12 protein-coding genes and 1 tRNA gene are annotated in these 14,338 nt (G+C 63.6%); 2 read left to right on the plus strand and 11 right to left on the minus strand.

Annotated features, from left to right (window positions below; translation table 11 throughout):
* Positions 1-77 precede the first annotated feature (77 nt).
* From rpoB to J4G43_RS32405, 9 genes are all read right to left on the minus strand, one after another.
* Positions 78-4,196 carry a DNA-directed RNA polymerase subunit beta gene (gene rpoB, locus J4G43_RS32365; protein WP_028152884.1) on the minus strand — a complete coding sequence of 1,373 codons (4,119 nt, stop codon included), beginning with the start codon at positions 4,194-4,196 and terminating at the stop codon, positions 78-80.
* A gap of 478 nt (positions 4,197-4,674) precedes the next feature.
* A complete protein-coding gene (gene rplL / locus J4G43_RS32370; protein WP_028152883.1) occupies positions 4,675-5,052 on the minus strand; it encodes a 50S ribosomal protein L7/L12 in 378 nt (125 codons plus the stop codon).
* Positions 5,053-5,106: 54 nt separating this feature from the next.
* Positions 5,107-5,625 carry a 50S ribosomal protein L10 gene (gene rplJ / locus J4G43_RS32375; protein ID WP_063986291.1) on the minus strand — a complete coding sequence of 173 codons (519 nt, stop codon included), beginning with the start codon at positions 5,623-5,625 and terminating at the stop codon, positions 5,107-5,109.
* Between the two features lie 584 nt (positions 5,626-6,209).
* Complete coding sequence (locus J4G43_RS32380; RefSeq protein ID WP_208087433.1) at positions 6,210-7,163, minus strand: 2-hydroxyacid dehydrogenase; 954 nt, start codon at positions 7,161-7,163, stop codon at positions 6,210-6,212.
* Positions 7,164-7,284: 121 nt separating this feature from the next.
* Positions 7,285-7,977: a 50S ribosomal protein L1 gene (gene rplA, locus J4G43_RS32385; protein ID WP_014494487.1), complete on the minus strand. Its 693-nt coding sequence runs from the start codon at positions 7,975-7,977 to the stop codon at positions 7,285-7,287.
* 6 nt (positions 7,978-7,983) lie between these two features.
* Positions 7,984-8,412 carry a 50S ribosomal protein L11 gene (gene rplK, locus J4G43_RS32390; RefSeq protein ID WP_006611824.1) on the minus strand — a complete coding sequence of 143 codons (429 nt, stop codon included), beginning with the start codon at positions 8,410-8,412 and terminating at the stop codon, positions 7,984-7,986.
* Between the two features lie 131 nt (positions 8,413-8,543).
* On the minus strand, positions 8,544-9,101 hold the full coding sequence (nusG, locus tag J4G43_RS32395) for a transcription termination/antitermination protein NusG (protein WP_063982569.1): 558 nt from the start codon (positions 9,099-9,101) through the stop codon (positions 8,544-8,546).
* Positions 9,101-9,292: a preprotein translocase subunit SecE gene (secE, locus tag J4G43_RS32400; RefSeq protein WP_007611620.1), complete on the minus strand. Its 192-nt coding sequence runs from the start codon at positions 9,290-9,292 to the stop codon at positions 9,101-9,103. The genes nusG and secE overlap by 1 nt, the downstream gene beginning before the upstream one ends.
* A 345-nt stretch (positions 9,293-9,637) precedes the next feature.
* Positions 9,638-9,713, minus strand: a tRNA-Trp gene (locus tag J4G43_RS32405).
* Positions 9,714-9,865: 152 nt separating this feature from the next.
* Here J4G43_RS32405 and J4G43_RS32410 point away from each other — a divergent pair.
* The gene (locus J4G43_RS32410; protein ID WP_208087434.1) at positions 9,866-11,089 is read left to right on the plus strand and encodes a serine hydrolase domain-containing protein; all 1,224 of its coding nucleotides are present in this window, start codon (positions 9,866-9,868) and stop codon (positions 11,087-11,089) included.
* 285 nt (positions 11,090-11,374) lie between these two features.
* On the opposite strand, the gene J4G43_RS32415 is transcribed toward J4G43_RS32410, so the two are convergent.
* Together J4G43_RS32415 and J4G43_RS32420 are read right to left on the minus strand one after the other, a co-directional pair.
* Positions 11,375-12,142 carry an SDR family NAD(P)-dependent oxidoreductase gene (locus tag J4G43_RS32415; RefSeq protein WP_063982568.1) on the minus strand — a complete coding sequence of 256 codons (768 nt, stop codon included), beginning with the start codon at positions 12,140-12,142 and terminating at the stop codon, positions 11,375-11,377.
* A gap of 69 nt (positions 12,143-12,211) precedes the next feature.
* Entirely contained in the window at positions 12,212-12,910 is a 699-nt protein-coding gene (locus tag J4G43_RS32420) for a histidine phosphatase family protein (RefSeq protein ID WP_208087435.1), read from the minus strand.
* A gap of 134 nt (positions 12,911-13,044) precedes the next feature.
* Between J4G43_RS32420 and J4G43_RS32425 the strand changes: the two genes are divergently transcribed.
* Complete coding sequence (locus J4G43_RS32425) at positions 13,045-13,830, plus strand: SDR family NAD(P)-dependent oxidoreductase (RefSeq protein ID WP_071912821.1); 786 nt, start codon at positions 13,045-13,047, stop codon at positions 13,828-13,830.
* Positions 13,831-14,338 lie beyond the last annotated feature (508 nt).

Below are 14,338 nucleotides of genomic sequence, written 5' to 3' on the forward strand. Positions count from 1 at the left end.
AATCGGGGCGCCCTGCCCTCAAGGCCTCGGGAGGGGCGCCGATGCCCGGCCGTGAAGGCCGGGCATGAAAGGTCGTATTACTCGGCTGCTTCCGACGTCGGCGCCGGTCCCACCTTGGAGTTGTGCAGGTCGACGTTGAGGCCGAGCGAGCGCATTTCCTTGACCAGCACGTTGAACGATTCCGGAATACCGGCCTCGAACGTGTCGTCGCCGCGGACGATCGCCTCGTACACCTTGGTACGGCCGGCGACGTCGTCCGACTTCACCGTCAGCATCTCCTGGAGCGTGTACGCCGCGCCGTAAGCCTCGAGCGCCCACACCTCCATTTCGCCGAAGCGCTGGCCACCGAACTGCGCCTTGCCGCCCAGCGGCTGCTGGGTAACGAGCGAGTACGGACCGATCGAACGCGCGTGGATCTTGTCGTCCACGAGATGGTGCAGCTTGAGCATGTAGATGTAGCCCACCGTCACCTTGCGATCGAAGGCATCGCCGGTACGGCCGTCATAGACGGTCGACTGACCCGAAGCGTCGAGACCGGCAAGCTTCAGCATCTCCTCGATGTCGGCTTCCTTGGCGCCATCGAACACCGGCGTCGCGATCGGCACGCCGCGGCTCAGATTGTGGCCAAGCTCGATCAACTCGTTGTCGTTGAGCGACTTGATCGTCTCGTCCTCGCCGTAGACCTTCTTCAAGGTTTCCTTCAGCGGCTTGATGTCCTGCTTCGACAGATAGGCATCGACCGTCTGGCCGATACGCTTGCCGAGGCCGGCGCAAGCCCAGCCGAGATGGGTCTCGAGGATCTGTCCGACGTTCATGCGCGAGGGCACGCCAAGCGGATTGAGCACGATGTCGGCATGCGTACCGTCTTCGAGGAACGGCATGTCCTCGATCGGCACGATCTTCGACACCACGCCCTTGTTGCCGTGGCGGCCGGCCATCTTGTCGCCGGGCTGGATCTTGCGCTTCACCGCGACGAAGACCTTGACCATCTTCATCACGCCGGGCGGCAATTCGTCACCGCGCTGAAGCTTCTCGACCTTGTCGAGGAAGCGCTGTTCCAGCCCCTTCTTCGACTCGTCGTACTGCTTCCGCATGGCCTCGATCTCGGCCATCAGCTTGTCGTTCGGCGAAGCGAACAGCCACCACTGCGACTTCGGGTACTCCTCGAGCACCGCACGGGTGATCTTGGTGTCCTTCTTGAAGCCCTTCGGGCCCGCAATGCCCTGCCGTCCCTCGAGGAGCTCGGCAAGACGGTTGTAGACGTTGCGGTCCAGGATCGCCTGCTCGTCGTCGCGGTCCTTGGCCAGACGCTCGATCTCTTCCCGCTCGATCGCCAGCGCACGCTCGTCCTTGTCGACGCCGTGACGGTTGAACACGCGCACTTCCACGATCGTGCCCTGCACTCCCGGAGGAACGCGCAGCGAGGTGTCACGAACGTCGGAGGCCTTTTCGCCGAAGATGGCGCGCAGAAGCTTTTCTTCCGGCGTCATCGGGCTTTCGCCCTTCGGCGTGATCTTGCCGACCAGGATGTCGCCGGCGCGCACTTCCGCGCCGATGTAGACGATACCGGCTTCGTCGAGGTTCTTCAGCGCTTCTTCCGAGACGTTCGGAATGTCGCGGGTGATTTCCTCAGGCCCGAGCTTGGTGTCGCGGGCCATCACCTCGAACTCCTCGATGTGGATCGAGGTGAAGACGTCTTCCTTCACGATCCGCTCGGAGAGCAGGATCGAATCTTCGAAGTTGTAGCCGTTCCACGGCATGAACGCGACCAGCACGTTCCGCCCCAGCGCGAGCTCACCGAGATCGGTCGACGGACCGTCGGCGATGATGTCGCCCTTCTTGACGATGTCGCCGACCTTCACCAGCGGACGCTGGTTAATGCAGGTCGACTGGTTGGAGCGCTGGTACTTCATCAGACGGTAGATATCGACGCCCGACTTGGTCGGATCGAGATCTTCCGTGGCGCGGATGACGACGCGGGTCGCGTCGATCTGGTCGATCACGCCCGAACGGCGTGCCGCGATCGCGGCGCCCGAGTCACGCGCAACCACGCCTTCCATGCCGGTGCCGACGAACGGCGCCTCGGCGCGAACCAGCGGCACCGCCTGGCGCTGCATGTTCGAGCCCATCAGCGCGCGGTTGGCGTCGTCGTTCTCGAGGAACGGGATCAGCGCCGCGGCAACCGAAACGAGCTGCTTCGGCGACACGTCCATGTAGTCGACCTTGTCCGGCGTCACCGGCAAGACTTCGCCGGCGTGACGGCAGACCACGAGATCTTCGGTGAAGCGGCCCTTCGGGTCGAGCGGCACGTTGGCCTGCGCGACCGTGTAGCGGCCCTCTTCCATCGCCGAGAGGTACACGACCTCGTCGGTGACGCGACCGTCCTTGACCTTGCGGTACGGCGTCTCGACGAAGCCGTATTTGTTCACGCGCGCGAAGGTCGCGAGCGAGTTGATCAGGCCGATGTTCGGACCTTCCGGCGTCTCGATCGGGCAGATGCGGCCGTAATGCGTCGGATGCACGTCGCGCACCTCGAAGCCGGCGCGCTCGCGGGTCAGACCGCCCGGTCCAAGCGCCGACAGGCGGCGCTTGTGGGTGATCTCCGACAGCGGGTTGGTCTGGTCCATGAACTGCGAGAGCTGCGAGGAGCCGAAGAACTCGCGCACGGCGGCAGCCGCCGGCTTCGCGTTGATCAGGTCCTGCGGCATGACCGTGTCGATATCGACCGAGGACATGCGCTCCTTGATCGCACGCTCCATGCGCAGCAGGCCGATGCGGTACTGGTTCTCCATGAGCTCGCCGACCGAGCGCACACGGCGGTTGCCGAGATGGTCGATGTCGTCGATCTCGCCCTTGCCGTCGCGCAAATCCACCAGCGTCTTGATGACGGAGAGGATGTCTTCCTTGCGCAGCGTACGCTGGGTGTCGGGCGCATCGAGGTCGAGGCGCATGTTCATCTTGACGCGGCCGACCGCGGACAGGTCGTAGCGCTCGGCGTCGAAGAACAGCGACTGGAACATCGCCTGCGCCGAATCCAGCGTCGGCGGCTCGCCCGGACGCATCACGCGGTAGATGTCGAACAGCGCGTCCTCACGCGTCATGTTCTTGTCGGCCGAGAGCGTGTTGCGGATGTAGGCGCCGACATTGACGTGGTCGATGTCGAGCAGCGGCAGTTCCTTGTAGCCCTGCTCGTTGAGGGCCTTCATCGACTTGTCGGTGATCTCTTCACCGGCTTCCGCGTGGATCTCGCCGGTCTTCGGGTTGACGAGGTCCTCGGCGAGATAGTTGCCGACGAGCTCTTCATCGGACAGCCGCAGCGCCTTCAGCCCCTTCTCCTGCATCTGACGCGCACCGCGCACGGTGAGCTTCTTGCCGGCCTCGAGCACGACCTTGCCGGTGTCGGCGTCGATCAGGTCGTTGATGGTCGAGTAGCCGCGGAAACGGTTGGCGTCGAACGGAACGCGCCAGCCTTCCTTGGTCCGCTTGTAGAGAATCTTCTTGTAGAACGTGGACAGGATCGCCTCGCCGTCGAGGCCGAGCGCGAACATCAGCGACGTCACCGGAATCTTGCGGCGACGGTCGATACGCGCATAGACGATGTCCTTGGCGTCGAACTCGATGTCGAGCCAGGAGCCGCGATACGGGATGACGCGGGCGGCGAACAGCAGCTTGCCCGAGGAATGGGTCTTGCCCTTGTCGTGGTCGAAGAACACGCCGGGCGAACGGTGCATCTGCGAGACGATAACGCGCTCGGTGCCGTTGACGATGAAGGTGCCGTTCATCGTCATGAGCGGAATGTCGCCCATGTAGACGTCCTGCTCCTTGATGTCCTTCACCGACTTCGCGCCGGTTTCCTCGTCGATATCGAACACGATGAGGCGCAGCGTCACCTTGAGGGGTGCCGCGAAGGTCATGCCGCGCTGGCGGCACTCGTCGACGTCGTATTTCGGCTGCTCGAACTCGTAGCGGACGAATTCCAGCATCGAGGTGCCCGAGAAGTCGGAGATCGGGAACACCGAGCGGAACACAGCCTGCAGGCCCTCGTCGAGACGCCCGCCCGCGGGTTCGTCGACCATCAGGAACTGGTCATAGGACGCCTTCTGAACCTCGATGAGGTTCGGCATCTCGGCGACTTCCTTGATGTGTCCGAAGAACTTGCGAACGCGTTTGCGACCGGTGAATGTCTGCTGCGCCATCGTGGCCTCTCATTTCGTCGCCCGCTCGGGGCGCGCCGTCCAGGACGCGGTTGCCACCGCTCCCCGGGTTGAATTTTTCGAACCCGTTTCGGGGACTAAAAATCCAGTTTCAGGCCATCATGTCCTGAATCTGTTCTTCAGACCTTCAAAACGCAAAACGACGCGCGGGGCGCATAGGCACGCCCGCCCGTCACAACGATTGTCTTCACGGACTGCAAAAGCCCGAAATAGCCTGCTCTCCCAACGGCTTACAGGGAATCCGGCATCCCTGCCCACCGCGCTTCTGTCGAACCGATATGGGGCGACAATAGTCGAGATTCGAGGGGTTAACCTTCAAATCCCAACACTTTTTCGTGTTCGGCCTACGTCGGAGCGTTCCGTCGCACGCCTTTTGCATCTGGCCCGCCCCTTTTGGGGATGGACCAGGATCCCGGGCCTCGCATGATGCGCGCCCCGGGATCCGGCCAGTAAGCGTTGCTTACTTGAGCTCGACCTTTGCGCCAGCCTTCTCGAGCTGGACCTTGATCTTCTCGGCTTCGTCCTTGTTCACGCCTTCCTTGACAGGCTTCGGCGCGCCCTCGACGAGGTCCTTTGCTTCCTTCAGGCCCAGGCCGGTGATGGCGCGGACTTCCTTGATGACCTCGATCTTCTTGTCGCCGGCGGCGGCAAGAACGACCGTGAACTCGGTCTTCTCTTCGGCCGGAGCGGCGGCAGCGCCACCACCAGCCGGGCCGGCCACGGCGACAGCCGCGGCAGCCGAAACGCCCCACTTCTCTTCGAGGAGCTTCGCGAGTTCGGCAGCTTCGAGCACGGTGAGGCTCGAGAGGTCGTCAACGATCTTCTGCAAGTCAGCCATTGTTCAGTTTCCTTGAGTGTAAGTCTGGTTCGGGTTTGAGTTTTGCGAAGGGCGTCAGGCCGCTTCGCCCTTTGAGGCATGAGCCTGGATGACGCGCGCGAGCTTGCCCGCGGGCGCATTGGCGAGCTGAGCGATCTTGGTCGCCGGGGCCACAAGAAGGCCGACGATCTTGGCGCGCAGTTCATCAAGCGACGGCAGCGAGGCAAGTGCCTTCACGCTGTCGACATTCAGGACGGTCTTTCCCATCGAGCCGCCAATGATGACGAACTTTTCGTTCGTCTTGGCGAATTCGACGGCGACCTTCGGCGCCGCTACCGGATCGTTCGAAGTGGCGATCACGGTCGGTCCCTTCAGCATGGGGCCGATGGCAACGACGTCAGTGCCTTCAAGAGCAATTTTGGCGAGACGGTTCTTCGAGACCTTTACCGAGGCGCCAGCCTGCTTCATCTGCATACGCAGCTTCTGCATCTGGGCAACGGTCAGGCCGGAATATTGAGCAACGACCGCGACGCTCGTGGTCTTGAAGACCCCATTGAGCTGTTCGACCGCTTCCTTTTTTGCCGCTCGTTCCACAGCAAGCTCTTTCCGGTTGGCGGTCATCGCGAGAAGCGGGACCGCCGGGTTGCACCCATCGCCCCACCCAAAACCTGAACCTCGGGGCCAAAACCCCTGGGACACGCGCCGGGCGAGACGACAATTCAAAGCCTGCCCTCCGGGAGCCCTTAAGGCCCACGGCGTGTCGAGGTCCGAACCAGACCCGTTTCGCAAGCCAGCCGTTAAAGCTGGGCGCGAAGTGAAATCCGGTCTTCACCCGTCTATGCAGGCCATGCGATTAAGCCGTTGAGAAATCGAAATTTCCCGCGGGCGCCTGCAGTCTTGGACAGGACAAGGTCAGCCGGCGAACCGCCCGACCCCTGCCCGCACTCCACCAACCGACGGGTTTTCCTTCCTTTTCGGGCAAATCCTCACGGACGTCCTGAAAAGGAATGATCTCCTGTCTTGTCGGGTTTTCGGAATGCGTGCACGAACGCGCCAGCCGAGGCCGGCACGTCCGGAAGCGGTTCTTTAACCGCTCGGAGCCCGCTTGCCAAGAGCAAAATTCACACCAGTTCCAATCGACTGGCGGCAGGGCTTGAGACGGCCCGACAAGGGCCGATTCAGGCCGATTTGACCCCGTATGGCAGCGGCTTGCCCGCGAAGAATGCCGTCAGGTTCGCCAGCACGCAGTTCTGCATGGCGACGTGTGATTCGAGGGTGTGGCCGCCGATATGCGGGGCGAATACGACATTGGGGAGCGCCGTCAGCGCGTCGGGGGCGTGCGGTTCCTTCTCGAAGACGTCGAGGCCGGCGCCGGCGATGGTCCTGTCGGTCAGGGCCGCGACCAGGGCCTTCTCGTCGATCACTGAGCCGCGAGAGATGTTGACGACATAGCCGTGCTCCCCGAGTCGCCCCAGGATATCGGCGTTGACGACGTGCTGGGTCTCGGCCCCTGCCCGGACCGCGATCATCAGCACGCTGCACCAGTCGGCGAGCGCCTCCAGCGTCGGGAAATATTGATAGGGCAGATCGTATTTGGTGCGGCTGAAATAGCCGACCTCGCTCTCGAAGGCGGCGCAGCGGGCCGCAATCTTGCGGCCGATCTCGCCCATGCCGTAGACGCCGATGCGGCGGCCGGGCATGCCCGCCTGCGGGCGCATCATCGGCGACTGCTTTGAGCCGGCCCAATCGCCGCTGCGGACATATTGGTCGGCGACCAGGATCCGCCGCGTCGTCGCCAGCATCAGGGTCATCGCGATGTCAGCGACGGAAGCCGCATTGGCACCGGGGCTGTGGCCGACCGCAATGTTGCGCGCGGCGGCCGCCTGCAGGTCGACGCCGTCATAGCCGGTGCCGTAGCAGACGATGGCGCCGAGTTTTGGGAACAGGTCCATTGCGTCTGCGCCGAGCGGCGAGCCGCCGGCGGTGAGCATCGCGCGGATGCCGCCGAGCTCATCGGCCGAAAACACCTCGCGCGCCGGCTTGCCGCCGGTGTCGAGCAGTTCGAACCGCTCGGCGAAGCGCGCCATCATCGTCTTCGGGAAGCGCGAGTAGATCAGGACCTTGTCAGCCATTTTTTCTTGTTTCCCGGTTCTTGCTTCCGATGAACGCCGCCACAAACGACGAGGGGCGGAATCGGTTGCCCAATTCCGCCCCTCGCCTCATGCAATTTCCAAACCTCAGCCGAGGCAAGCCTTAACCGAGAATGGTGCCCGGCTCGACCTTCACGCCGGGGCCCATCGTCGAGGACACCGCAACGCGCTGGATGTAGGTGCCCTTGGAGCCAGCCGGCTTCGCCTTCGAGACAGCATCGGCCAGGGCCTTGATGTTCTCGACCAGCTTCTCCTCGGAGAACGAGGCCTTGCCGACGCCGGCCTGCAAAATGCCGGCCTTCTCGACGCGGAACTCGACCGAGCCGCCCTTGGCACCCTTCACCGCACCGGTGACGTCCATGGTCACGGTGCCGATCTTCGGGTTCGGCATCAGGCCGCGCGGGCCGAGCACCTTACCGAGACGGCCGACCAGCGGCATCATGTCGGGGGTGGCGATGCAGCGGTCGAAATCGATCGAGCCGTTCTGCACCTTCTCGACCAGGTCCTCGGCACCGACGACGTCGGCGCCAGCAGCCTTGGCTTCGTCAGCCTTGGCGCCGCGGGCGAACACGCCGACGCGGAGCGTACGGCCGGTGCCGTTCGGCAGGGTCACGACGCCGCGGACCATCTGGTCGGCGTGACGCGGATCGACGCCGAGATTGATCGCGACCTCGATGGTCTCGTCGAACTTCGCCTTGGCGCGTTCCTTGACCATCTTGATGGCGTCCGCGAGCGGGTAAAGCTTTTCGCGGTCAACACCTTCGCGGGCTTTGTTCAAACGCTTTCCGATTGCCATGACCGCTTACCCCGCCACTTCCAGACCCATCGAACGGGCAGAGCCCTCGACCATCTTCATGGCCGACTCGATGGAATCGCAATTGAGATCCTTCATCTTCTTCTCGGCGATCTCGCGCACCTGCGCCTTGGTCACCTTGCCGGCCTTGTCGCGGCCCGGCGCCTTCGAGCCGGACTGGATCTTGGCGGCCTGCTTGAGGAAGAAGGACATCGGGGGCGTCTTCATCTCGAACGTGAACGAACGATCGGCGTAGATCGTGATCACGACGGGAATCGGGGTGTTCTTCTCTTCCTTCTGGGTCTGGGCGTTGAACGCCTTGCAGAACTCCATGATGTTGAGACCGCGCTGACCAAGCGCGGGACCGATCGGGGGCGAAGGATTCGCCGCACCGGCCGGGACCTGAAGCTTCAGGTATCCGGTCACTTTCTTTGCCATGTATCACTCCTGTTGTGCCGGCAGGGCCAGCGGTTTCAGGTTCGTGGTCTGGGTCGGATGCGGCTGGCAACCGCCCTCTCCCTCCCACGGCCTCTTGCTAGCGTGAGGCCGAAGCCTCACGCCTCGTCCGATCAGACCTTCTCGACCTGACCGAATTCCAGTTCGACCGGCGTGGCGCGGCCGAAGATCGACACCGCGACCTTCACGCGCGAGCGCGCCTCGTCGATTTCCTCGACCACCCCCGAGAACGAGGCGAACGGGCCATCGGCCACGCGCACGTTCTCGCCGATCTCGAACGACACCGACGCCTTCGGCCGTTCCACACCCTCCTGCACCTGGTGCAGGATGCGCATGGCCTCGGCTTCCGAGATCGGCATCGGCTTGTTCTCGGCGCCGAGGAAGCCCGTGACCTTCGGGGTGTTCTTGATCAGATGAAACGCCTCGTCGGTCAGCTTCATCTTCACCAGCACGTAGCCCGGGAAGAACTTGCGCTCGGCGTCGATCTTGCGGCCGCGGCGCACTTCCGTGACCTTCTCGGTCGGAACCAGCACCAGCTCGAACAGCTCCTCGAGCCCGCGCTGCTTGGCCTGCTCGCGGATCGATTCGGCGACCTTCTTTTCGAAGTTCGAGTAGGCGTGGACGATGTACCAGCGCTTGTCGGTCGATTGGGTTGCAGCGGCTGTTGCCATCAGTGAATGCCCAAAAGGAAGGTGATGAGGTAACGGATGATCTGGTCGGCGGCGAAGAAGAAGATCGAGGCCACGGCGACCATCACGAACACCATGATGGTGGTGATCGTGGTCTCACGACGGGTCGGCCAGGTGACCTTGGCGGTCTCCGAGCGCACTTCCTGCAAAAACTTGAACGGGCTGACTGCCATCGTTTGATGTCCAACGTCCGTCGACAGACGCGAATGAATTTCAGGGATCCGAACAGCCGCCGTTGGCCCAGCCCTCTGTCTCGAAGGATGAGCCGGGAAACCGGGCTCGATTGTTCGGGGATTTCAAAGCCGCGCCGGAAATCCGCGTTTAACGGGCCGGCTGCGAGTGCGGGGTAGATACTGCGGATGGGGCCAAAGGTCAAGGTGTGGGCTGGCCGGGACACGCGCGGCCGAGGCCAGCGGACCCGATCCGGATCAAGGGCTTACCCGGTCCGCATGATCCACGGTCCGAGCTTGTCGGCCCGCCGCCGTCCTGCCTGTCGATCCTGATTGTCTGGGATTAGCTGGCAGGAGTGGCAGGGCTCGAACCTGCGACCCCCGGTTTTGGAGACCGGTGCTCTACCAATTGAGCTACACTCCTACGGACCCTCGCGTCGCCACGCGGATCAGGGGCGCTTTCAAGCACAGGGGACGGCTGGTTTGCAAGGGTGAAGCGCGCTGGCTTCGCTTGTTTGTGCCGCGCCTTCTGGGCCAGAGTTCATTCCCGATAATAATGTGCCCCCGGGAGTGAACATGACTGCCACAGCCGCCGCCCAAGCTGCCACCGCGCCGAAAACCCCGCCTTTGCCCGAGGCCAGGCCAGAAACGCTGGGCCTGTCGCGCCCTCGCCTGCAGGCGATGTCGGACGCTTTCAAGCGCGAGATCGACAAGGGAACCATTCCCGGGGTGACCGTGCTGGTGGCCCGGCGCGGCCAGGTCGGCTGGTTCGAGGCGCTCGGCAAGCAGAGCCCGGCGGGACCTGCGCCGATGGCGCTTGATTCGATCTTCCGGATCTTCTCGATGACCAAGCCGATCGTGTCGGTCGGCATCATGGCGCTGGTCGAGGATGGACATTTGCTGCTCGCCGATCCCGTCGCCAAGTTCATTCCGGAGTTCGCCAACCAGAAGGTCGGCGTGGTCAGCGGCGGCAAGCTGGAACTGGTTCCGCCCCGGCGGCCGATGACGGTGCAGGACCTGCTCCGCCACACCTCTGGTCTCACTTATGAGCACCAGGGCGACGGCCCCGTGCACAAGCTCTACCAGGAGTCCCGCGTCCGCAGCCGCAAGATCACCAATGCCGAGCATGCCGCGCTGGTGGCAAGCTTCCCGCTGGCCTGCCATCCCGGCGACGAGTTCAACTACAGCCGCTCCACCGACATCCTCGGCCGCATCATCGAGGTCGTCAGCGGCAAGTCGCTCGGCGCGTTCCTCACCGAGCGCATCCTCGCGCCGCTGCAGATGACTGAAACCGCCTTCTCCACCAGCGAAGCCAATGCCGGCCGGCTCGCTCAGCCGTTCGAAGCCGATCCCTGGACCGGCGACAAGGTCGCGCTGTTCAACATGCTCGAGCAGCCGGTGATGGAGTCCGGCGGCGGCGGCCTGGTCTCGACTACGATGGACTATGCCCGCTTCGCGCTGATGCTGCGCAACGGCGGCACGCTCGACGGCAACAGGATCATCGGCCGCAAGACGCTGGAGCTGATGGCATCCGATCACCTCGGACCGCACGTTGTGACCAACGGCACACTGCTGTCACCGGGCCACGGCTTCGGCCTCGGCTTCGCCGTGCGCCGCGAGGCCGGCATCGCGCCGTTCCCCGGCAGCGTCGGCCAGTATTTCTGGAGCGGCATTGCGGGGACGTTCTTCTGGATCGACCCGAAGGAAGATCTGTTCGTCGTGTTTATGTCGCAGGGACCGGGGCAGCGCGACCACACGCGGACGCTGGTGCGGGATCTGGTTTACGCGGCGGTGGATTGAGGAGACGCCAGTTAGACGCGGCGTTGCATCTCCGCACTCACTGTCATGCCCCGCGACCCGGCTACGCCAAGGCTTCGCCGGGGCTCAGGTCCAGGGCCGCCGAAGCTTTAGCGTAGGCGGCAAGCGGGGCATCCAGTACGCCGCGGCGGATGTGGTGAAAGGGCGCTCTCTAGCGCCGGCCTCTGGGATACTGGATCGCCCGCCCCAGTGCGCAATTGCGCACAAGGCGGGCGATGACAGCTGTCTGTGGGCGGGCTGGGTGCCCCTTCCCTCCCACGCAACGCCTCAACTAATCGTCGCGCCGCCGTCGATCACCATGGTCTGGCCGGTCATGAAGTCGCCGGCCTTCGATCCCAGGAACACTGCGGCGCCAGCGATCTCGTCGGGGATGCCGATGCGGAGCAGCGGCGAGCGCGAGGTCGAGGCCTTCAGATTCTCCGGATTGTCCCACAGTGCCTTGGCAAAATCGGTCTTGATCAGGCCGGGCGCGATGCAGTTCACGCGGATGTTGTGCTTGCCGTATTCGCAGGCGAGGTTGCGCGCGAGCTGCATGTCGGCGGCCTTGGAGATCGCGTAGGCGCCGAGGATGGTCGAGCCCTTGAGGCCGCCAATCGAGGACACGATGATGACCGAGCCGTCCTTGCGCTCGATCATCTGCGGCACCACCATCGAGATCAGCCAGTTGTTGGCGACGATGTTGTTGTCGAGAATCTTCCTGAACTGATCGTCGGAGATGCCGGCGAGCGGACCGTAATACGGGTTCGACGCGGCGTTGCAGACCAGCACGTCGATCTTGCCGAAGGCGCGGTTGCTCTCGTCGATGAGGTTTTGCAGATTTTCCTTCGACGAGATGTTGGCGGCGATCGCAACCGCCGTGCCGTTGCCGAACTTGTCGTTGATGCCCTTCGCGACCTGGTCGCAGACATCAGCCTTGCGCGAGGAGATCACGACCTTGGCGCCGTGCTCGGCCATGCGCTCGGCGATCGCAAGCCCGATGCCGCGCGTCGAGCCGGTGATGACGGCAACTTTCCCCTTCATATCGAACAAGGTCATGTTTCTCTCCCAGAGTACGTTTTGATTGGCTTGAAGCCTACGCCGCGTCCGCACGAGCGGACAATGGCGTCAGGCGAGCTTCTTGACTTCCGGCCCCGCCAGCTGATGCATCTCGGCGTGCGCGTCATCAGCGATCCACGGCTGCTGGTTGACCATCGGCAGTCGCCAGACCGAGCGTTCGGGGCTTGAGAAATAATCGAGCCGCGTGATCGAGCAGTTGTCGATGTCGAACGACAGTGCCCGCTCTACCTGGCCGTCGAGTGCGAGGCCGATCGCCGCCTTGATGGTGCCGCCATGCGCAACCGCAATCACATCCTGCCCGGCCGCCTCGTTGTTGATCCGCTCGACGGTGCGGCGCGTGCGGTTGTAGAGATCCATGAAGCTTTCACCGCCGGGCGCCGGCTCGTTGATATCGGCGAACCAGCTCGAGCCGACGGGGCGGCTGGCGATGAACTGGGCGCGGTTCATGCCCTGCCAGCGGCCGAGATTCTGTTCGGCCAGGTCGGCTTCCCATTTCATCGATGCGGGCCTTGGGAAGCCGGCCGCCCAGATCGCTTCCGCGGTCTGGTGGGTGCGCATCAGATTGCTCGAATACCAGACCGCCTTGCGTGGCAGCACCTTGGCAACAGCGTTGAACACGTAGGTGTCGCTGGTGTCGCAGGCGAGATCGCTCTGGCCGTAAATGTTGCCGCCGTCATTGCGCACCGGCGCATGACGGACCCACCACCACCGCGTCGTGACCACTTTGGGCTTGTCTGCGCCTGTCATCGAAACTCTTCCATCCCGTTTGATGTCGCTGTACGTCAGGTGGGAACGTGTCTCAAGACACTTTACCGTTTGAAATCTTGTTTGAAATTCCGTCGCGCGGCAAGCGTCGCGCGGCATACCAAAGGGAGAAACGCATGGGCCGTCTGCAAGGCAAATCCGTCATCATCACCGGCGCCGGCAGCGGCATCGGCCGCGCCGCCGCACTCCTCTTCACCAGGGAAGGCGCCAAGCTGATCGCGGTCGACCGCACCGAGGCGGTGAAGGAGACCGTCGACGAGGTGAAGAAGGCCGGCGGTGTCGCGGAAGCCATGGTGGCCGACGCGGGCTCCGAAAAGGACGTCATGGCCGTCATCGACAAGGCGGTGAAGACGCACGGCCGGCTCGACGTGATCTGGGCCAATGCCGGCGTTTCCGGCGGGCTCGTGCCGCTCGGCGAGCAGACCGTGGAACAGTGGCAGGAGGTGCTGCGCATCAACCTGATCGGCCCGTTCCTCGCAGTGAAACATGCGATGCCGCACATGGTGAAGCAGCAGTCCGGCGCGATCGTGCTCACGGCGTCCGTCGCGGGCCTCAAGGCCGGCGCCAGCGGGCATCCCTATGCGGCGAGCAAGGCCGGCGTGATCAGCCTGGTGCAGACCACGGCGTATTCGCTCACCGGCACCGGCGTGCGCATCAACGCGGTGTGTCCGGGCCTGATCGAGACCGGCATGACCAAACCGATCTTCGACCGCGCCAAGGAGCGCGGCACCCAAGACAAGATCGGCCAGCTCAATCCTTTGAAGCGCCCCGGCCAGCCGCACGAGCTCGCGGCGATGGGGCTGTTCCTGGCCAGCGACGAAGCATCGTATGTCAACGGCCAGGCGTTCCCGGTTGACGGTGGTTTGACGGCGTCGATGCCGTATACGGGCAAGCCGGTTTAGCACGCGCTTTCTCGTGTCCCGGACGCGCTGCGTCCGGGATGCGAGACCGGAGTTTTGGCGCGCAACTGCCTCAACATCGTCATTGCGAGCGCAGCGAAGCAATCCAGAATCCCTCCGCGGAGGCAGTCTGGATTGCTTCGTCGCAAGAGCTCCTCGCAATGACGGAGTGTGGGGTGACACGGCCGCTTCATCATACGCATCTTCATTGCGGACACACCTTCGCATCCTCGCGGCTTGTTTCGCCCGAGCTTTGCCTCGATGCCTCACCCCCAATTGAAAGAGGGCGCAGGGAAGACGGGGAGCCGGTTGGCTCCCGTGGACCGCTATGCCATGAGTAGTTTGCGCTACAATGCACAGCGGGTAACAGGGCAACCGGAGCATCCCGGCCTTCCCTGCGCAGTGGTTGGAACGGCTTATGTCGTGCTCTCCCCGGGGAGCGTTGCACTATTGCCCCCGTCGCCGTTGCGGATGGCTGATGCGCATGCCCGGTCGGGCTGCCACATCACCG

The sequence above is a fragment of the Bradyrhizobium barranii subsp. barranii genome, assembly GCF_017565645.3.
GTDB lineage: Bacteria > Pseudomonadota > Alphaproteobacteria > Rhizobiales > Xanthobacteraceae > Bradyrhizobium > Bradyrhizobium barranii.